The sequence below is a fragment of the Actinosynnema sp. NPDC091369 genome (assembly GCF_044757065.1).
Lineage (GTDB): Bacteria > Actinomycetota > Actinomycetes > Mycobacteriales > Pseudonocardiaceae > Actinosynnema.
Window position 1 is genome coordinate 393,185 of record NZ_JBIVUG010000002.1, and the last position, 17,729, is coordinate 410,913.

The 17,729-nt window shown below is 71.9% G+C and carries 20 protein-coding genes; 8 read left to right on the forward strand and 12 right to left on the reverse strand.

The annotated features are described in order from the left end of the window. The first annotated feature begins 12 nt into the window (after window positions 1-12). The 3 genes from ACIQMJ_RS09965 (at window position 13) to ACIQMJ_RS09975 (ending at window position 1,656) form a co-directional block, all read left to right on the forward strand. Window positions 13-330: a hypothetical protein gene (locus ACIQMJ_RS09965; protein WP_499760573.1), complete on the forward strand. Its 318-nt coding sequence runs from the start codon at window positions 13-15 to the stop codon at window positions 328-330. A 747-nt stretch (window positions 331-1,077) separates the two neighbouring features. After that, on the forward strand, window positions 1,078-1,248 hold the full coding sequence (locus ACIQMJ_RS09970; RefSeq protein ID WP_499760574.1) for a hypothetical protein: 171 nt from the start codon (window positions 1,078-1,080) through the stop codon (window positions 1,246-1,248). A 105-nt stretch (window positions 1,249-1,353) separates the two neighbouring features. Then, window positions 1,354-1,656 (forward strand): Rdx family protein, encoded by a 303-nt coding sequence (locus tag ACIQMJ_RS09975; protein WP_499760575.1) that lies wholly within the window; start codon window positions 1,354-1,356, stop codon window positions 1,654-1,656. Window positions 1,657-1,663: 7 nt separating this feature from the next. Here ACIQMJ_RS09975 and ACIQMJ_RS09980 read toward each other — a convergent pair whose 3' ends face one another. The 5 genes from ACIQMJ_RS09980 to ACIQMJ_RS10000 form a co-directional block, all read right to left on the reverse strand. Further along, window positions 1,664-2,335, reverse strand: a complete 672-nt coding sequence (locus ACIQMJ_RS09980; protein WP_499760576.1) for a hypothetical protein — start codon at window positions 2,333-2,335, stop codon at window positions 1,664-1,666. Between the two features lie 166 nt (window positions 2,336-2,501). After that, window positions 2,502-3,908: a cellulase family glycosylhydrolase gene (locus tag ACIQMJ_RS09985; protein ID WP_499760577.1), complete on the reverse strand. Its 1,407-nt coding sequence runs from the start codon at window positions 3,906-3,908 to the stop codon at window positions 2,502-2,504. A gap of 820 nt (window positions 3,909-4,728) precedes the next feature. Continuing rightward, the gene (locus ACIQMJ_RS09990) at window positions 4,729-5,337 is read right to left on the reverse strand and encodes a DJ-1/PfpI family protein (protein ID WP_499760578.1); all 609 of its coding nucleotides are present in this window, start codon (window positions 5,335-5,337) and stop codon (window positions 4,729-4,731) included. Continuing rightward, window positions 5,334-5,978 (reverse strand): permease prefix domain 1-containing protein, encoded by a 645-nt coding sequence (locus tag ACIQMJ_RS09995; protein WP_499760579.1) that lies wholly within the window; start codon window positions 5,976-5,978, stop codon window positions 5,334-5,336. The genes ACIQMJ_RS09990 and ACIQMJ_RS09995 overlap by 4 nt, the downstream gene beginning before the upstream one ends. After that, on the reverse strand, window positions 5,975-6,313 hold the full coding sequence (locus ACIQMJ_RS10000) for a PadR family transcriptional regulator (protein WP_499760580.1): 339 nt from the start codon (window positions 6,311-6,313) through the stop codon (window positions 5,975-5,977). The genes ACIQMJ_RS09995 and ACIQMJ_RS10000 overlap by 4 nt, the downstream gene beginning before the upstream one ends. An 87-nt stretch (window positions 6,314-6,400) precedes the next feature. Here ACIQMJ_RS10000 and ACIQMJ_RS10005 point away from each other — a divergent pair, with 87 nt between their 5' ends. Genes ACIQMJ_RS10005 through ACIQMJ_RS10015 form a run of 3 tightly spaced genes read left to right on the forward strand, consistent with a single transcriptional unit; the run spans window position 6,401 to window position 7,747 of the window. Beyond that, window positions 6,401-6,820: a hypothetical protein gene (locus ACIQMJ_RS10005; RefSeq protein WP_499760581.1), complete on the forward strand. Its 420-nt coding sequence runs from the start codon at window positions 6,401-6,403 to the stop codon at window positions 6,818-6,820. A gap of 1 nt (window position 6,821) precedes the next feature. Beyond that, window positions 6,822-7,082, forward strand: a complete 261-nt coding sequence (locus ACIQMJ_RS10010; protein WP_499760582.1) for a hypothetical protein — start codon at window positions 6,822-6,824, stop codon at window positions 7,080-7,082. After that, window positions 7,079-7,747 (forward strand): HD domain-containing protein, encoded by a 669-nt coding sequence (locus ACIQMJ_RS10015; protein WP_499760583.1) that lies wholly within the window; start codon window positions 7,079-7,081, stop codon window positions 7,745-7,747. The genes ACIQMJ_RS10010 and ACIQMJ_RS10015 overlap by 4 nt, the downstream gene beginning before the upstream one ends. 63 nt (window positions 7,748-7,810) lie before the next feature. Here the strand turns inward: ACIQMJ_RS10015 and ACIQMJ_RS10020 are convergent, their stop codons facing one another. Continuing rightward, entirely contained in the window at window positions 7,811-9,211 is a 1,401-nt protein-coding gene (locus ACIQMJ_RS10020) for an endo-1,4-beta-xylanase (RefSeq protein ID WP_499760584.1), read from the reverse strand. 512 nt (window positions 9,212-9,723) lie between these two features. Beyond that, window positions 9,724-10,896 carry a 4-hydroxybenzoate 3-monooxygenase gene (locus tag ACIQMJ_RS10025; protein WP_499760585.1) on the reverse strand — a complete coding sequence of 391 codons (1,173 nt, stop codon included), beginning with the start codon at window positions 10,894-10,896 and terminating at the stop codon, window positions 9,724-9,726. 122 nt (window positions 10,897-11,018) lie between these two features. Between ACIQMJ_RS10025 and ACIQMJ_RS10030 the strand changes: the two genes are divergently transcribed. Then, entirely contained in the window at window positions 11,019-11,798 is a 780-nt protein-coding gene (locus ACIQMJ_RS10030; RefSeq protein ID WP_499760586.1) for an IclR family transcriptional regulator, read from the forward strand. Window positions 11,799-11,873: 75 nt separating this feature from the next. Here ACIQMJ_RS10030 and ACIQMJ_RS10035 read toward each other — a convergent pair whose 3' ends face one another. Genes ACIQMJ_RS10035 through ACIQMJ_RS10055 form a run of 5 tightly spaced genes read right to left on the reverse strand, consistent with a single transcriptional unit; the run spans window position 11,874 to window position 16,891 of the window. Then, complete coding sequence (locus ACIQMJ_RS10035) at window positions 11,874-13,325, reverse strand: acyl-CoA synthetase (RefSeq protein WP_499760587.1); 1,452 nt, start codon at window positions 13,323-13,325, stop codon at window positions 11,874-11,876. Window positions 13,326-13,338: 13 nt separating this feature from the next. Continuing rightward, entirely contained in the window at window positions 13,339-14,619 is a 1,281-nt protein-coding gene (locus tag ACIQMJ_RS10040; RefSeq protein ID WP_499760588.1) for an MFS transporter, read from the reverse strand. A gap of 10 nt (window positions 14,620-14,629) precedes the next feature. Continuing rightward, window positions 14,630-15,088: a MaoC family dehydratase gene (locus ACIQMJ_RS10045; protein WP_499760589.1), complete on the reverse strand. Its 459-nt coding sequence runs from the start codon at window positions 15,086-15,088 to the stop codon at window positions 14,630-14,632. Beyond that, window positions 15,085-15,966, reverse strand: a complete 882-nt coding sequence (locus ACIQMJ_RS10050) for an amidohydrolase family protein (RefSeq protein WP_499760590.1) — start codon at window positions 15,964-15,966, stop codon at window positions 15,085-15,087. Before ACIQMJ_RS10050 ends, ACIQMJ_RS10045 begins: the two co-directional genes overlap by 4 nt. 13 nt (window positions 15,967-15,979) lie before the next feature. After that, complete coding sequence (locus ACIQMJ_RS10055) at window positions 15,980-16,891, reverse strand: SDR family NAD(P)-dependent oxidoreductase (protein ID WP_499760591.1); 912 nt, start codon at window positions 16,889-16,891, stop codon at window positions 15,980-15,982. 134 nt (window positions 16,892-17,025) lie between these two features. On the opposite strand from ACIQMJ_RS10055, the gene ACIQMJ_RS10060 reads away from it, so the two are divergent. Beyond that, complete coding sequence (locus ACIQMJ_RS10060) at window positions 17,026-17,697, forward strand: DNA alkylation repair protein (protein WP_499761058.1); 672 nt, start codon at window positions 17,026-17,028, stop codon at window positions 17,695-17,697. Window positions 17,698-17,729 lie beyond the last annotated feature (32 nt).

Sequence of the window (17,729 nt, forward strand, 5' to 3'; positions counted from 1 at the left end):
CAGGGTGGTGGCATGACCGCTACCGGAGGCCGGCAGCCCACCAGGCTGTTCCTGGTCGAGTGCTACCTGCACGCGGCGAACCCGCGCGAGGTCGCCGCCGCGATGACCGCCGTGCGCGCCGCCGCCGACTCGTGCGCGCCGCCGGTCACGATGAGGTGCTGCCTCGCCGTGCCGGGTGACGACAGCTACTTCGGCGTCTTCACCGCGGCCGACGTCTCCGTGTTGGAAGGGGTCTTCGACCGGGCCGGCGTGACCTTCGAGCGGATCGTCGAAGCCGCCACCGTGCCCCTGGACCGCACGATCGCACTCGAATCCGCAGGGCTCGCCTGAACCATCCCGGCGGTGACCGGGCCGCGTGCCCAACGCTCACCGCCACCATGCCCGGCGCGGCGCATCCCACACGCCGCCGCCGGAGGGGGCCGGTGTCACACCTGGGGGCTGACACCGGCCCCGCGCCCCCTCCCCTGCCTCACCGCACACCACGCCACCACCGCCGAACCCCGCACCGCGGCCTGACCGCGCTCCACCACTTCACGGCGACCGGAGCACACCCTCGTGGCGCACCGTCCAGCCGTCCGCCGGGAACCCGGGCTCCGCCGGTCCCCCGTCCCAGCCCGCGGCCATCAGGGCGACCACCGCGAGCAGCCTCCGTCGCCCAGCGGGTAGACCGGCAGGCGCTCGGACTGCCGGTTGTGGCCGGCGCTTCTTCGACCGCTCCTGGACGTCTTCTTCGGCCCCGGATGACGCCCCTTACCTGGCGTCGTCGGGCTTGAACTCGGTGCGGGTGCCGCTGAACTACCGCCACGTCGAACCCGACGACCGGCCGTTCGAGATCGACGAGAACGGTTTCGCGCCGCTCGACCGGCTGATCGGGCGTAAGGACATCGGCTTGCAGGGCTTGGTCCACACGCGACCGGAGTGCGGATACCTGCGCCGCATCGCGCAGGTGGTCACGAAGGAGGCCCGCCTGGACGCGGACGCGTGGGGCGGCGACGACAGCGCCATCCGCCACGTGCTGGCCCGATCGAGGCCCTCTTCGACCCGTACCCGTGAGGCCGACGGGCGTGGGTCTCCACGTTGGTGCGCAACATCCTCCTCGCGGAGCCGTTGGTCGACGACTTCGAACGCTGCTTCGCCGGCGTCAGCCCGGACGAGGCGGAGGCCACCGACTTCGCCTTCACCCGCTGCACCCCGCGCGAACCACTCGCCGCGGTCCTGGGTCAACGCCCTCGCCACCTCCCTTCCTGACGGCTGCGCCAGCCTCGGCCTGCCGGCCGCGCGGTCTCAGGAGCGCGTCCGTGATGGCGGCCACCGGAGTCGCCGGAACGCCGTCCCGCTCGCGATACTGGTCGCGTGACCGCGAGAGAGCCCCGCTTGGAGATCGAGTACTGCACGCAGTGCCGGTGGTTGCTGCGTGCCGGGTGGACGGCGCAGGAGCTGTTGACCACGTTCGCCACCGAGTTGGGCGAGGTGGCGCTCGTGCCCGGAACGGGTGGTGTGTTCGACGTCCGCCTCGGCGGCGAGACGCTCTGGTCGCGCAAGGAGCAGGGCGGGTTCCCCGAGCTCGCCGACCTGAAGCAGCTCGTGCGCGACCGGATCGCGCCCGATCGCGACCTCGGGCACTCCGACCGGCACCGCACGCCCTCGGCGGGCTGAACGCCGCTCAGGGGCGGGGTAAGTAGGCGGCGACCTCGGCCAAGGCGTCCAACGTCTCGGGGTCGACGTGGCCGGCTGCGGTTTCCGCCTCGGCGATCGTGATCGTGGTGCCGTCCACGTCGGTCCCGTAGTAGTGGCCGCTGAACGCGATGTCGGCCATCCCCAGCAACGGCGCGCCGAGCGGGTGGATGTCGCCGCTGCCGTGGCGGTCCTCGATCCGCTTGAACGCGCGCAGGTCCCGGCTGGTGCGGAAACCCACCCACGCCACCGACACGACCGCGTTGTTGCCCGCACCGTCCCCGACCGCGATCACCATCCGGTCCAGCGACGCGCAGGGTGTGTGCGCGAAGAACTCCCTGACCTCACCGTGCGACGCCGACAGGCACTCCACCTGCCGCCGCACCGCGTCGTTCAGCCTCCGCATCCCCATCCGCTGCCACGCGCCGTCGCGATCACCCCGCTTCGCCGCCTTCTGCCCGTCCAGCTTGCGCGCGGTCACGCTCGACGACCCCGCCGAACCGCCCGCGCTCGACCCGAGCACCCCTCCCCCGCCGGCCGCGCCCCCGGCGCCGACCAGGCCCAGCACCAGCACCCCGGCCGCCACCACGGCTCCCCCGCTCTTCCTGCGGCCGTTGATCGGTATGACTCGCCCGTTCTTGGTGATGAACTCCGTCGCCACGACTCGCTCCCCCTTGATCGGTGGTTCTCGTCCCCGATCGGCAAGTTAGTGACGGGCACCGACAATTCCGGGCCCTTCGTCCCACTGGTCACCCGATCGAGCGACCAACGAGAAACGGGGCCCCGCGCGCGTCGGCGCGGGACCCCGTCCCGGAGTGGAGCGGAGATCAGCTGGTCGGGAAGTTGTCCGCGGTGCTGATCCGGCTCTTGAGCAGCGCACCCGACTCGGTCAGCACACCGCTGCTCGAGTAGTCGCCACCGTTGCACGTGCCCGGGCGCAACGCGGCGCTGCTCTCGTTCGCGTCCGAGTACGTCCAGTTCGCGTAACCGATCTTGAGCTGGTCCAGCAGGTCCAGCCAGGCGACCGTGCTCGCCCGGTCGTACGTGCCGCCACCCGTGGCCAGCACCGTGCCGAACTCGGTCACGAACAGCGGCAGCCGCGAGGCCGCCCGGCTGACCGTGGCGCGGTAGTTGTCCTTGTGGGACGCGGCGTAGAAGTGGAACGCGTACATGATGTTCGTGGCGTTGACCGGGTTGTTGATGACCTCGGTCTCGTTCGAACCCTCCGACACGCCCAGAGACGACCACGCCCGCGTGCCGACGATGACCACGGCGTCCGGGTCGGCCGCGCGGATCACCGGGATGACCTGCTCGGCGTAGCTCTTGATCGACGCCCAGCTCACGCCGTTCGGCTCGTTGGCGATCTCGTAGATCACGTTCTTCTTGTTCGCGTTGCGCTGCGCCACGGACGCGAAGAACGTCTTCGCCCGGTCGATGTTGTAGTTCGGGTCACCGGGCGTGAGGATGTGGAAGTCGATCATCGCGTACATGCCGCGCGCCTCGGCCATGTCGACCAGGCTGTTGACGCGGTTGGTGAACCCGGACGGGTTGGTCTCGTAGCCCTGTTCCTGCACGTACATCGCGATGCGCAGCAGGTCGGACTTCCAGTCGTTCGCCAGCGCGTCCAACGAGTTGTTGTTGTAGCACTTGTCGAACCACTGGATGCCGTGCGTGCTCATGCCGCGCAGCTGGATCGGGCGGTTGTACTGGTTGCACAGGTTGACGCCGCACACCCGCAACTGGCCGTTGATCTCGACCGGGTTGCGGCCGACCGGCGGGTTCGTGGTGGTGGTCGTCGTGGTCGTCGAAGTCGTGCTGGTCGACGTGGTGGAACCAGTGCAGAGCACGCCGTTGAGCGTGAACGACGTGGGCGTCGGGTTGCTGCCCGAGTACGAGCCGACGAACCCGAGGTCCGTGGACCCGCCGGTGCCCAGCGTCCGGTTCCAGTCCACGTTGGTGGCGGTCGCGGTGGAGCCCGACTGGGTCCACGTGGCGTTCCAACCCTGCGTCACCCGCTGCGAGGTGGTCGGGAAGGTGACGCCGAGCGTCCACCCGGTGATCGCGTCACCGAGGTTGGTGACCTTGACGCCGGCCTGGAACCCGCCCGACCACTGGCTGGTGACGGTGTAGTCAACCTTGCAGCCCTGGGCGGCGGCCACGGCGTTCGGCAACATCGTCGCCGCGGAACCGAGGGCCACCGCGCAAGCCGCAAGCACTGCGGTGGAGCGCTTCACTGAGCCCCTCCTCATCTCGACTGATGTCTGGGAGCGCTCCCAGACCCGTCGGGAACGTACACCGCTTAGTGCGGACAAGTACAGAGCTCGTCTCGCACAGTGACACAGCGCGGTGACGTTCCGTATCCACCCAGGGCCCGGTCACGGTGCCGCGCCACGCCTCCGGGCGGCTCGCGCGAGGGCTTCGAGCAGCGGAACCGCGCGGGTCCCAGCCCAGGCAGGCGTCGGTCACGCTCAAGGCAGACCGCCACGGCGACGAAGCCTGGTCCTGGCTGCCGTCGGCGAGGTAGGACTCGATCGTCACGCCCACCAACGCGCGGTCGCGGCCCGCGGCCTGGTCGGCCAGGCCGACGTGGTGGTGCTCCGCCATCGGGTACTGCCGCGCCTGCAGGTCCGCCGGCACCTCGCCGACCGGGCCGGCGCACCGAACCCGCAGCGGCACGGTGTTCGCGGTCAGCCCCCGTGTACAGGGCGAACAGCTCGGCCAGATGCGCGGCGCGGACCAGCTGTCCGACCCGCATCAGCGCGTTGATCATCGAGGCGTGCGGCCGCGGCATGTCGTCGCCACCCTCCGGAGCCGAGCGCGTCGGTGTCCGGCGGCGCCTGCCCGGACACCGCTGCGGTTGGCGGGGCCGGGAACCGGCCGAGGTAGTTCCAGCTGATCTCCGGTGTCCCGGACGGACCACGGCCCTCCCCGCCGCGCGCAGTTGCTCCTTGACCGCCTTCAGCCGGTCCGTCGCGCCACCGCCGGGCGTGACGCGCGCGGGGTGAGCGGCTTACCCGACCTGACGCTCGCGCGAGATGGCGAGGGTGACCGGGATCATGGTCGACCGGTCGGCTCCCAGCGGTAGTCCATCTGGCGTGCGGTGGCGACGGCGAGGTCGAGCGAGACCAGCCGACCGACCAGGTGCAGCGACAGGTCCAGGCCGGCGCTGATCCCGGCGCTGGTGGCCAGGTCGCCGTGGTCGAGGAAGCGGACGTCGTCGCGCACGTCCAGGTCGGGCCACCGGCGGCGCAGGTCGGCGACGTCCTCCCAGTGCGTGGTGACCGGGCGGCTGTCCAGCAGCCCTGCGGCGGCCAGCACGAACGCACCCGTGCAGACGGACGCGACGACTTCGGCGGGCCCACGGGCCAGGCGCAGCCACGACAGCACGTCCGGCATCGCCTCCACCTCGTCAACCACGCCGCCGGGCACGAGCACCACGTCACACCGAGGCGCCTCACCGAGACCGACGTCCGGCACCATCCGCAGCCCGCCCCTGGCGCGCACCGGCGCCGTTCCGGCGACGCCGATCGTCACGACCTCGAACGGCGCGGCCCCTCCGCGACGGACCGCGACCCGGTTCGCCACCGAGAACACCTCGAACGGCCCGCCCGCGTCGAGCACCTCGACCTCGTCGAACAGCAGCAACCCCACGCGCCTGGTCACCGCTCCCCCGCTCGCACGCACTCGCGGCAGTCGCGGGCCGATGCGGCGACCACGCCGTGCGCCGCGATGGCCAGCACGCCGGCGGACCCGGTCAGCGCCCAGTCGGTCGACAGCGCCGAGGTGACGCCCAGCGCGACGGCGGCCAGCGCCATGCCCACCGCGGCGGCGGACGCCGTCCACGCCACGGCCGACGGCAGCCGGTGCGGCGTGGGCAGCAGGCGGGTCAGCGGGCCGGTGGCCAGCAACGCCGTCACGGCCAGCAGGCCGGACGCGGTCGCCACGGCGGCCAGGTGGGTGGCGAGCGCGCCCAGTCGCCAGTCCGGGTCGCGGCCGGCAACGTGCACCAGGGCGTGGCACACCACCAGGACCGGCACGGTGACGGCGGCGACGCGGGCGGTGCGCCGGGTCTGGGCGATGGTCAGCTCCCGCTGGAACGACGGCGCGACCTCGTCCGCCGTCCCGAAGTCGCGCACCGCGCGGTGGGCGGCCTGGTCGGGCGGCACGCCGAAGCGGGTCTGCGCCTCGACCGCGTCCACCAGGCCGTCCCGCACTTCGCGCATCATGGCGGCTTTCGCCCGCGCGGGGCCGTGCAGGGACGAGGTCAGCTCGGCGAGGTAGTCCTCGACCGGGTCGGCGTTCACGTGACCTGCCCGGTCGGGGCCGGGGCGAGCACCGCGCCGACGGTGGCGGTGAACTCCTGCCACGTCGAGCGCGCGTCGGCCAGGCCGCGCCGGCCCGCCGCGGTGAGCTCGTAGCACCGGCGCGGCCGGTCGGCCACGGGCTGCCAGCGGCTGCGCAGCAACCCCAGCCGCTCCAACCGGTTCAGCGCCGGGTAGACGGTGCCGGTGCGCAGTTCGAGCGCGCCGCCGCTGCGCTGCTGCACCGCCGTGATGATCGCGTAGCCGTGCCGCGGTCCCGGTTCGAGCACCGCCAGCAGCATCGCGTCCAGGTGCCCGCGCACCGCGTCCGCCTTCATGGGTTGGCAGCCTACACAACCCTTGAGTAGGTGTGGTACCTATTGACAGCCGACATATGTTGGCTGCCTACTTACCTAGGAGCTCGGGTGACCAAGCTGCTGCTCTCGGTCCACGTGATCGCCGCGATCCTGGCCGTCGGGCCGATCGCGGTGGCCGCTTCGCTGTTCCCCCGCTTCGCGCGGGAGCCGTCGTCCCCGATCGCCGCGTTCCTGCACCGGACGTGCCGCGCGTACGCGGTGATCGGCGTGGCCGTGCCGGTCTTCGGCGTCGCCACGGGCGCGAGCCTGGGCGTCCTCGGCGACGCGTGGCTGCTCGTGTCGGTCGTGCTGACGGCGTTCGCCGCCGGCCTGCTGGCGCTGGCGATCCTGCCCGCGCAGCGGCGGGCGCTCGACGGCGCGACCGGCGCGGCGAAGCGGCTGGCCATGACGACCGGCGTGTTCAACCTGCTGTGGGCGGTCGTCGTGGTGCTGATGATCGTGCGCCCCGGCTCCACCACGGGGGTGTGACGTGCGCGCGTTGCGGCTCGCGGCCGCGATCGAGCTGCTGTCGCTGGTGGTCCTGCTGGTCAACCTGGTCACCGTGCACGCGAAACCGGTGACGTCGCTGACGGGACCGGTGCACGGCACCGCCTACCTCGCCGTGATCGCGGCGACCGCGCTGCTCCCGAGGGTTTCTGCGGGCACCCGGTGGCGTTCGGCCATCCCGGGCGTCGGCGGCCTGCTCGTCCTGCGCCGGGTCTCCCGGCCCGACCACCTGGAAGGACCATGACACCGTTGCCGAACCTGCCGTTCCCGTTCCCGCGGACCGAGGTGGCGCTGAACACCGTTCGGTACGTGCGGGGGATCTCCGCGCCCGCCATCTTCAACCACGCCGTGCGCGCCTACTTCTTCGGGCGCTTCCTGGGCGAGGAGAAGGGGTTGCGGCCCGATGAGGACTACGACGACGAGCTGCTGTTCCTGGGCTGCGTCCTGCACGACGTCGGGTTGACCGAGGAGGGCGACGGCGACCAGACCTTCGACCTCGACGGCGCCGACCTGGCCGCGCGCCACCTGACCGCGCAGGGCGTGGCGGCCGACCGCGTCGAAGTGGTGTGGGACGCGGTCGCGCTGCACCTGACCGGGGCCATCGCGCTGCGCAAGCGGCCGGAGATCGCGTTGATGGCGGCGGGCACGGGGTACGACATCCGGCCGCACGGTCCCGCACTGCCCGCCGGGTACGCCGACCGCGTCCACGCGGCGCTGCCCCGGCTGGGCGGTGCGGCCGCGCTGCACGACGCCATCGTCCGCCAGGCCCTTGCCAAGCCGCACAAAGCGCCGGTGTTCACCCTGCCCGGTGAACTCCTCCGGCAGCGGACCGGTCAGGCGTGGCCGACCTGGCGGGAGCTGGTCGACGCGGAGCCGAGCTGGGGCGACTACGCGCCACCGTCCGGCTGACCCTCCACACGGCACAGTGCGGCCCGGTGCGGGACGTTTCCCGCACCGGGCCGCACGGCTGACTCAGCTAGCGGCGCAGGTCGGCGTGATGCCCGACGCCGAACCGGTGCCCTGGAAGCCGAACTCGGTCGACATCCCGGCCGCCACGCGGCCGTTGTAGCTGACGTTGCGCCACTGCACCGCGCCGGTGTTGCCGGAGCGGTCGGCGCTCCACGCGTTGGTGACCGACACGCCGGACGGAAGGTTCGTGGTGACCGTCCAGCCGCTGATCGCCGCAGACCCGGCGGTGACCTTCACCGTGGCGACGAACCCGCCGGTCCACGAGTTCAGCGACACCGTGGCGGTGCAGCCACCCGGGCCGTTGGTCGTGGTCGTCGTGGTCGTGGTCGTCGTCGTGTCCGTGGTGGTCGTCGTGGTCGTCGTGGTCGTCGTGGTCACGCTGGTACCACCGCTGTTGAGGGCGTTCAGGGTCGACGTGTAGGCGGCCTTCTTGTTGCCCGAACCGTCGAACAGCAGCGGGGTGCCCGAGGCACGCCACGAGTCGGTGTCACGGATGCCCCACACGGTGATGCCGGTGCAGCGCGCGACCGCCAGGCAAGCCTTCACGACCCGCTCGTAGTTGGACGCCTGGGCCGAACCGGAACCCTCGATGTCGAGCTCGGTGATCTGCACGTCCACGCCGAGAGCCGCGAAGCTCGACAGCGTGGTCTGGTAGTTGCTCGGCACCGGGCTCTGGCTGTTGAAGTGCGACTGGAGGCCGACGCAGTCGATCGGCACACCGCGCTGCTTGAAGTCCTGCACCATCCGGTAGACGGCCTGGGTCTTCGCGTGGGTCCAGTCGTCGGTGTTGTAGTCGTTGTAGCAGAGCTTGGCGTTGGGGTCCGCCGCCCGCGCGGCGCGGAACGCCGCCTCGATCCAGTCGTTGCCCGTCCGCTGGAGGTTCGAGTCACGACGCGCACCCGAACTGCCGTCCTGGAACGCCTCGTTCACCACGTCCCACGCGTAGATCTTGCCCCGGTAGTACGTGGCCACCTGCGTCACGTGGTTCAGCATCGCCGACCGCAACGCCGAACCGGACATGTTCTGCATCCAGCCCGGCTGCTGCGAGTGCCACGCCAACGTGTGGCCGCGCACCCGCATGCCCTGCGACCGGGCGTGGTTGACGATCCGGTCCGCGTTGGCGTAGCTGAACTGGTTCTGCTGCGGCTCGGTCGCGTCGATCTTCATCTCGTTCTCGGCCGTGACCATGTTGAACTCGCGGTTCAGGATCCCGACGTAGGTCGAGTCGCTGAGCTTGTTCGCGGCGACGGCCGTGCCGAAGTAGCGGCCCGACTCGGCCGCCGAGGCGCCGAGCGTGGTGCCGGCGCTGGCCGACGTGGCCAGGAGCACCGCGGCGCCCGTGGTGGCGGTCACCAGCGTCGACACGAGTGCCGCTCGAACCACTGACCTCGATGTCAGCTTCATGTTTGCACCTTCTGGGAGCACCTGCGGGTTCGGCAGGTGGTGGGTTGGTTGCTCGGGCGACCCGAACCGGCGGGGCGGCGTGGTCCGGATCCGAACACTTGGCCGAGGAGGGCCCGGTGCCGCGGAATTCCTCCCCGCCAAAGACGAAGTCCTTCGAGTCGGTCCTCCAGAGCGTGCGCGGCGCAGGCGGAAACCGTCGGGGGCGGCACCCGACCGCATCCGGCCTGAAACTTTTAGAAGTATTAACCGAAACAGATCGGTCTGGCAAGCACCGAAACAGTCCGACCTTGCCGACACTTACCCGTCGCGGTACGCCTACCGGCCTGGCCAGCAGCGACGGGGTCGAACCCGAAACAACCGGTCAGAGCTTCGAAGTGCGCCCACTTGTCCACTTGCGCCATATTCGACCGGCTTCGAAAGTATTCGAAAGAAGATTCGCAACTTTCAAGCGCCCCCTGCTCCGGATACCGGCAGCCGATTACGCCGAACGCACCTGTCGCACCGGATCGCGCTCAGCCGAGGGGCCAACCCGTGTAAGCCTCGGCGAGGTGCGTGGCGGCGGCCGTGCCCGACGTGACCAGTTCGAGCTCGCCGAGCTGGCGCTTGAGGTCGAACGGCGTGCCGGCCGGGTCGGTGTGCAGCATCGACGTCATCCACCACGAGAAGTGCTGCGCCCGCCACACCCGGCGGGACGCGGTCGGGCCGTAGGCGTCCAGCGGCTCGGTGGCCCCGGTGGCGAAGTGCTCCTCCAGCGCACGGGCCAGCACGACCACGTCGGCCACCGCGAGGTTGAGTCCTTTCGCGCCGGTGGGCGGCACGACGTGCGCGGCGTCGCCCGCCAGGAACAGCCGGCCGTGCCGCATCGGCTCGCACACGTAGCTGCGCATCGGGATCACGCCCCGGTCGAAGATGCGGCCCTCGGCCAGGCTGAAGCCGTCACCCGCGACCCGGGCGTTCAGCTCGGCCCAGATGCGGTCGTCGCTCCAGTCCTCGGCGCGCTCGTCGGGGTCGCACTGGAAGTACATCCGCTGCACCTGGGGCGTCCGCGTGCTGATCAGCGCGAACCCGCGTTCGGAGTGCGCGTAGACGAGCTCCTTCGCCGACGGCGGCGCCTCGGCCAGGATGCCGAACCACCCGAACGGGTAGGCGCGGAAGTAGTCGGTGCGCGCGTCGTCGGGGATGGCGCGCCTGCTGACGCCCGAGGAGCCGTCGCACCCGGCGATCACGTCGCAGCGCAGGTCGACGGGCGTACCGTCGGCGTCGGTGAACGAGATGACCGGTGCGTCGGAGGTGATGCCGCGCAGCCGCACGTCGGTCGCACCGAACCGGAGGTCGGCGCCGCCCGCGAGCCGTGCCGCGATGAGGTCCTTGAGCACCTCGTGCTGCGGGTACAGCCAGACCGCCCGGCCGGTGAGCCCGGTGAAGTCGATCCGGTGGCCCTGACCGCCGAACCGCAGCTCGATGCCCTCGTGCCGCGCGCCCTCGGCCACGGCCCGCGCGCCGACGCCCATCGCGGTCAGCAGCTCCACCGTGCCCTGCTCCAGGACGCCGGCGCGGATGGTCTGCTCGATCGCCGCCCGGTCGCGCGTCTCGACCACCACCGAGTCGATGCCGCGTTCGGCCAGCAAGTGGGACAGCACCAGGCCGGCCGGGCCGGCGCCGACGATTCCGACTCTCGTTCGCATGGGGTCAAGCCAAGGCGGACGTGCGGCCGTTCGCCAGGATCGACTTCCACTGGGTGGAAGAGGCGGCGACTTCGGGACGGGCGCGCGGTTACGTTCGGTGCCCGGCGTTCGAAGGAGAGTGCATGGCGGTCAACCGCGACGCGCCCCGGCGGTCGATGGCGGGACGGGCGCTGGCGCTGCTCGGCGTGTTCGACGCCGCCCACCCCCGGCTCAAGCTGACCGAGCTGGCCCGGCGCGCGGACCTGCCGCTGGCCACCGTGCACCGGCTGGCCGGCGAGCTGGTGTCGTGGGGCGCGCTGGAACGTGACGCGGAGGGGTACTTCAGCATCGGGCTGCGGCTGTGGGAGGCGGCGACGCTCGCGCCGGTGACCGGTCGGCTGCGCGAGATCGCCCTGCCGTTCATGCAGGACCTCTACGAGACGACCCGGGAGAACATCCACCTGGCCGTGCACGACGGTTTCGACGCGTTGTACGTGGAGAAGCTGTCCGGTCACCGGTCGGTGCCCGTCATCTCGCGGATCGGGGCACGGCTGCCCATGCACGCGACGGGTGTCGGCAAGGCGCTGCTCGCGCGGGCCGACGCGGAGTTCGTGCGCCGCTACCTGGCCCGTCCCCTGCCGCGGGTCACCCGGTACACGATCACCGAACGGGCGCGGCTGGCGCGGGAGCTGCGCGCGACGGCCGAACGCGGGTACGCGCTGACGAACGAGGAGATGACGCTCGGCTCGTGCTCGGTCGCCGTCGCGATCCCGGCCGACGGGCACGAGCCGGCCGGCGCGCTGGGCATCGTGGTGCACTCGGTGCGCACGGACCTGCACCGCCTCGTGCCCGACCTGCGTGCGGCCGCCGACGGGATCGCCCGGCGTCTGGAAGCAGCGCACCGGACGGTCCACGTGACCTGAGCGTTGAATTCGGGGTACCTGAACGTAGGACTCTCGGGACTTGAGCGTAGGACTCTCGGGGTCTGGGGGTTCGACTCACGGGAGGGGGAGGTGGCGGAGGTCGGCTTTGCGGACCTTGCCCGAGGCGGTGCGGGGCAGGTGGTCGACGAGGTCGATGTGGACGGGGACCTTGTACTTGGCGAGCCGGGGCAGCAGGAAGGCGCGCAGCTCGTCCCGGGTCGGGGCGCGGCCCGGGGTGTGGCGCACGAACGCCCGGCCCACCTCGCCCCACCTCGGGTCGGCCACGCCGACCACCGCGGCCTCCACCACGTCCGGGTGCTCGGCCAGGGCGTTCTCCACCTCGGCCGGGTAGACGTTCTCGCCGCCGGAGATGAACATGTCCTTGAGCCGGTCCACCACGTGCAGGTGGCCGTCGGCGTCGAACCGGCCGACGTCACCCGTGCGGAACCACCCGCCCGGCAGGAACGCGGCGGCCGTCGCGGCGGGGTCCTGCCAGTAGCCGGGTGTCACGTTCGGGCCCCGGACCAGCACCTCCCCCGGCTCGTCCACCGCCGCGTCCACCCCGTCGGCGCGCACCACCCGGACCTCGCCGAAGAACACCGGCACGCCCGCCGACCCGACCTTGCGCACGCTCTCCCCCGCTTCCAGCGCCGTCGCGCCCGGCGAGGTCTCGGTGAGGCCGTACCCCTGGCAGAACGTCAGCCCCCGCTCCTGATAGGCGCGGATGAGCGAGTCGGGCACGGCCGCGCCGCCGCACAGCAGGTGCCGCAACGACGACAGGTCGGCCGTCGCCCAGCGGGGTGACGCGGCCAGGTCGGCGTACATCGTGGCGACGCCGAACGCGTAGGTGATCCGTTCCCGCTCGATGAGGTCGTACACCAGCTCGACGTCCCACGACGAGGTGATCACCGCCGTGCCGCCCTTGAGGAACGTCGGCAGCAGCGTCTGCGCGAGCGCGGCGATGTGGAACAGCGGCGCGGACACCAACGTGCGCTCCGAGCCGGTGATGTCCATCGACACCAGCAGGTTGTAGGTGTTCCAGATCAGGTTGGCGTGGGTCAGCATCGCGCCCTTGGGGCGGCCGGTCGTGCCCGACGTGTAGAGGATGAGGGCGACGTCGTCGGGGTCCACCGGTTCGTCGATCGGGTCGGCGGGGCTGTCGGCCAGCCGGCGTTCGTACTCGCGCGCCGCGCCCGGTGTCCCCACGTCGATCACCACCGACGGCGACGAGTCCGCCAGCACGTGGTCGACCTCCGGTGGGGCGAGGCGGAAGTTCACCGGCACGAAGATCGCGCCGAGCAGGTGCGCGGCGAACATCGCCTCCACGAACGAGGGGTGGTTGGGCCCCCGGTAGGCGACCCGGTCACCCGGCCGCACGCCGTCCGCCCGCAGGCGGTGCGCCAGCCGCGTCACCCGCTCGGCCAGCTCCGCGTAGGTCAGCTCCCGTCCGGAGTGGACGATCGCGACGCGGTCGGGCGACATCCGCGCCCGGCGGTACGGCCAGCTCCCGAGCCCCGAGTTGCGCACTGCGGCCCTCCTGTCAGGAAACCGGTTGCAGGTCGCGCGTGCCGGTCTCCTTCAACGCCAGCACGCACACGACGGTCAGCAGGCAGAACCCCGCGACGGCGGCCGAGATCAGGGTCGTGCCCCGGCCCCCGCTCACCCGCTGGAGCTCGGCGAACAGCAGTGGCGCGAGGCCCGCGCCCAACCCGGCGACCTGGTACCCCAGCGACGCGCCGGTGTACCGGTTCTCCGTGCTGAACAGCTCGCTGTAGAGGGCCGCCAGGGGCCCGTACATCATCGGATGGATCACGCCCTGGCCCAGCACCAGCGCGAGGGTCAGCAACGCCGTGTCGCCGCTGTCCACCATCGGGAACAGCACGAACGCGAACACCGCCATCGCCACCGCGCCCGCCACCACGACCGGGCGCCGGCCGAACCGGTCCGAGGCCGCCGACCAGCCGAGGATGCTCACCACCGCGCAGGCGGACGACACCGTCAGCGCGTTCAGCACGGTCTGCCGCGCGTGCCCGGCCGCGACGCCGTGCGCCACGACGAACGTGGTCAACGTCGACTGCGCGACGAACGCCGCCAGCCCCACCCCGATGCCCAGCAGCAGCACGCGCCGGTGGTCGCGCAGCACCTCCACCACCGGCACGCGCCGCTTGCCGCCCGCCTCCCGCACCGCCTGGAACGCGGGCGTCTCCTCGACCCGGCGCCGCACGAACAGCCCGACCCCGAGCAGCACCACGCTGATCAGGAACGGGATGCGCCAGCCCCAGTCCAGGAACGCCCGCTCCCCCACCGCCGCGGCGGTCGCCGTCAGCGCCACCGTCGACAGCACCAGCCCGCACGGCGCGCCGGCGTTGGTGAACCCGGCCCACAGCCCGCGCCTGCGGGTGGCGTGCTCGGCGGACATCAGCACCGCGCCGCCCCACTCGCCGCCGACCGCGATGCCCTGCACCACGCGCAGCACCACCAAGCCGACCGGGGCGATCCACCCCACCTGCGCGTAGGTCGGCAGCAGGCCGATCAGCGAACTCGCCACGCCCATCAGCACCATGGTCAGCACGAGCATCCGCTTGCGGCCCAGGAGATCGCCGAAGTGCCCGAACAGGACGCCGCCGAGCGGGCGGGCCAGGTAGCCGGTGGCGAACGTGCCGAAGCTCGCGACGGTGGCCACGAGCGGGTCGAGGGAGGAGAAGAACACCTTGTTGAACACCACGGCGGACGCGGTGGCGTAGAGCAGGAAGTCGTAGTACTCGATCACGCTGCCGAGGAAGCTCGACGCGACGGCGCGGCGGAGTCGGACGTTCGGCATGGCGGGTCCCTCAGCTGTAGTGCCGGTACACGGCGCGCGCGACGCACGCCGGCTTGTCCGAGCCGTCGATCTCGACGGTGAAGTCCAGCGCCATCTGCACGCCGTCGCCCGCGACCTCGTCCACCGAGACGACGCGGCCCGCGAGCCTGATCTTGTCGCCGACCCGGACCGGACTGGGGAAGCGCACCTTGTCCAAGCCGTAGTTGACGCTCATCCGGACGCCGTCGATCGCCAGCAGCTCCCCGAACAGCGGGATGATCAGCGCCAGCGTGAGGTAGCCGTGCGCGATGGTGCCGCCGAACGGCCCGGAGGCCGCCCGCGCGGGGTCCACGTGGATCCACTGGTGGTCGTCGGTGGCGTCGGCGAACGTGTCGACCCGGTCCTGGGTGATCTCGCGCCACGCCGTGTGCCCGAGGTCCCGCCCGGTCAGCGCGAGGAGTTCGGCCTTGCCGTTCACGGTGGTGCTCATGTGCCCTCCGGGTCCGCGGCGCCGAGGCCGAGCAGCCTGGCCGCGTTGTGCTTGAGGATCTTGGGGCGGACGGCGGGCTTGATGTCCAGCGCGTCGAAGTCGGCCAGCCAGCGGTCCGGGGTGATCACCGGGTAGTCGGAGCCGAACAGCACCTTGTCCTGCAACAGCGTGTTCGCGTAGCGGACCAGCTGCGGCGGGAAGTACTTGGGCGACCACCCGGACAGGTCGATGTGCACGTGCGGCTTGTGCGTGGCCACCGCCAGCGCCTCGTCCTGCCAGGGGAACGACGGGTGGGCCAGGACGATCCGCAGTTCCGGGAAGTCCACCGCGACGTCGTCCACCAGCATGGGGTTCGAGTACTTGAGGCGGATGCCGCCACCGCCGGGCACGCCCGCGCCGATCCCGGTCTGCCCGGTGTGGAACAGCGCGGGCACGCCGAGCTCCTCGATCACCTCGTACAGCGGGTAGGCCATCGGGTCGTTCGGCGCGAAGCCCTGGAGGCTCGGGTGGAACTTGAACCCGCGCACGCCGTGCCGCTCCACGAGCCGGCGCGCCTCCCGTGCGCCCGCCCGTCCCTTCCACGGGTCGACGCTCGCGAACGGGATCAGCACGTCGGCGTGCTCGGCGCAGTTCCCGGCGACCTCTTCGTTGCGGATGCGCGGGTGGCCGGTGGCGTGCTCGGCGTCGACGGTGAAGACGACCGCCGCCATCCGCCGTTCCCGGTAGTGCGCGGCCAGCTCGTCGACGGTCGGCTGCCGGTGGCCGTGCGCGCCGAAGTACTCCTCGGAGGCCGCCAGCAGTTCCGGGCTCAGCGACCGGTGGCCGTCCCTCGACACCTCGGCGTGGGTGTGGACGTCGATGGCCACCAGGTCGTCCACCGGGAGGACCACGTCAGGCCGCCGGCGGGGTCGGTGCGGGGATGCCGGAGGTCTCCGGCTCGGCGCCGACGCCCGCGTCCCACGACCGGGCGATGGCCTCGGCGGTCCACCCGCCGTCCGCGAAGGCCACCGCCTTCTCGCGGGGGTGCGCCCACAGGGCCAGCCGGTCTCCGCCGATGCCGATGGCCTGGCCGGTGACGTGCCGTGCGGCGTCGGAGGCCAGGAAGACGATCAGCGACGCGACGTCCTCGACCGTGCCCAGCCCCTCGTCCCTGCGCAGCCAGTCGGGGAACGGCGCGCCGGTGCGCTCGACCTCCTCGATGACGGGCGCGAACGCCGGGATGGTGCGGGTCATCTCGGTCGCCGCCACCGGCACCACCGCGTTGACCGCGATGTTCGCGCGGGCCAGCTCCAGCGCCCACGTGCGGGCCATGGCCACGATGCCCGCCTTGGCCGCCGCGTAGTTGGTCTGCCCGAAGTTGCCGCGCTGGCCCGCCGGCGACGAGATCAGCACCAGGCTGCCGCCCCGGCCCTGCTCCCGCATCCGGACCGCCGCCGCGCGGGCGCAGGTGAAGGTGCCCCTCAGGTGCACGTCGACCACCGCGTCGAAGTCGTCGTCGGACATCTTCCAGAGCACCTTGTCGCGCAGGATGCCCGCGTTGGTGACCAGCACGTCGAGCCCGCCGAACTCCTCGACGGCGGTGGCGACGAGCCGGTCGGCGGTCTCGGCGGGCCCGACCGGCGCGACCACTGCGACCGCCCGTCCGCCCTCGGCCACGACCGACTTCACCACCGCGCTCGCCGCTTCGGCGTCCACGTCGTTGACCACGACCGCCGCTCCCGCGCGGGCCAGGGCTTCCGCGTACGCCCGGCCCAGCCCCCGGCCACTGCCGGTGACCACCGCGACCTTCCCTCGCAAGTCCATGACGGCGAACATACGGCAGTTTCGTGACGGCCGTCCAGAGTCTGCCCAATATCGATGTGGTGCGGTTGCCGATCCCCTGGTCCACTGTGGTTTCCTCGTGCCGGAACGCACCGGTGACGGACGGGAGGGCCGCGGTGGCGGAGACGACGGTGGCCGACGTGATGGCCGAGCTGGCCGCCCTGGAGGACCCGCGTGCGCGCGAGGTGAACGAGCGGCACGGCGACGACCACGGCGTGAACCTGGGCGAGCTGCGCGCGCTGGCGAAGCGGCTGAAGACCCGGCAGGACCTCGCGCGCGAGCTGTGGGCGACCGGGGACTCCGCGGCGCGGCTGCTGGCGATCCTCGTCTGCCGCCCCAAGTCGTTCGGGCGCGACGAGCTGGACGCCATGCTGCGCGAGGCGCGCAAGCCCAAGGTGCACGACTGGCTGGTGAACTACGTGGTGAAGAAGAGCCCGCACGCCGAGGAGCTGCGCCTGGCGTGGTCGGACGACCCCGATCCGGTCGTCGCGAGCGCGGGCTGGGCGCTGACCACCGAACGGGTGGCCAAGAAGCCCGGAGGTCTCGACCTCGACCGGCTGCTCGACGTCATCGAGGCGGAGATGAAGGACGCCCCGGACCGCTTGCAGTGGGCGATGAACCACTGCCTGGCCCGGATCGGGATCGACCACCCGGGGTTGCGCGCCCGCGCGCTGGACATCGGGGAACGCCTGGAAGTGCTGAAGGACTACCCGACTCCCCCGAACTGCACGTCGCCGTACGCGCCGGTCTGGATCAACGAGATGGTGCGCCGGCAGCAGGACGCGTGACGAGGGACCGCGGCCCGGGAGGTGGCCGCGGT

What these genes read in the sequence shown, in the direction of transcription:
- ACIQMJ_RS09965 (WP_499760573.1), top strand. Translation starts at nt 13, where the DNA reads ATGACCGCTACCGGAGGCCGGCAGCCCACCAGGCTGTTCCTGGTCGAG.
- ACIQMJ_RS10000 (WP_499760580.1), bottom strand. Translation starts at nt 6,313, where the DNA reads ATGAAGGCGGACGCGGTGCGCGGGCACCTGGACGCGATGCTGCTGGCG.
- ACIQMJ_RS10015 (WP_499760583.1), top strand. Translation starts at nt 7,079, where the DNA reads ATGACACCGTTGCCGAACCTGCCGTTCCCGTTCCCGCGGACCGAGGTG.
- ACIQMJ_RS10020 (WP_499760584.1), bottom strand. Translation starts at nt 9,211, where the DNA reads ATGAAGCTGACATCGAGGTCAGTGGTTCGAGCGGCACTCGTGTCGACG.
- ACIQMJ_RS10025 (WP_499760585.1), bottom strand. Translation starts at nt 10,896, where the DNA reads ATGCGAACGAGAGTCGGAATCGTCGGCGCCGGCCCGGCCGGCCTGGTG.
- ACIQMJ_RS10030 (WP_499760586.1), top strand. Translation starts at nt 11,019, where the DNA reads ATGGCGGTCAACCGCGACGCGCCCCGGCGGTCGATGGCGGGACGGGCG.
- ACIQMJ_RS10040 (WP_499760588.1), bottom strand. Translation starts at nt 14,619, where the DNA reads ATGCCGAACGTCCGACTCCGCCGCGCCGTCGCGTCGAGCTTCCTCGGC.
- ACIQMJ_RS10045 (WP_499760589.1), bottom strand. Translation starts at nt 15,088, where the DNA reads ATGAGCACCACCGTGAACGGCAAGGCCGAACTCCTCGCGCTGACCGGG.
- ACIQMJ_RS10055 (WP_499760591.1), bottom strand. Translation starts at nt 16,891, where the DNA reads ATGGACTTGCGAGGGAAGGTCGCGGTGGTCACCGGCAGTGGCCGGGGG.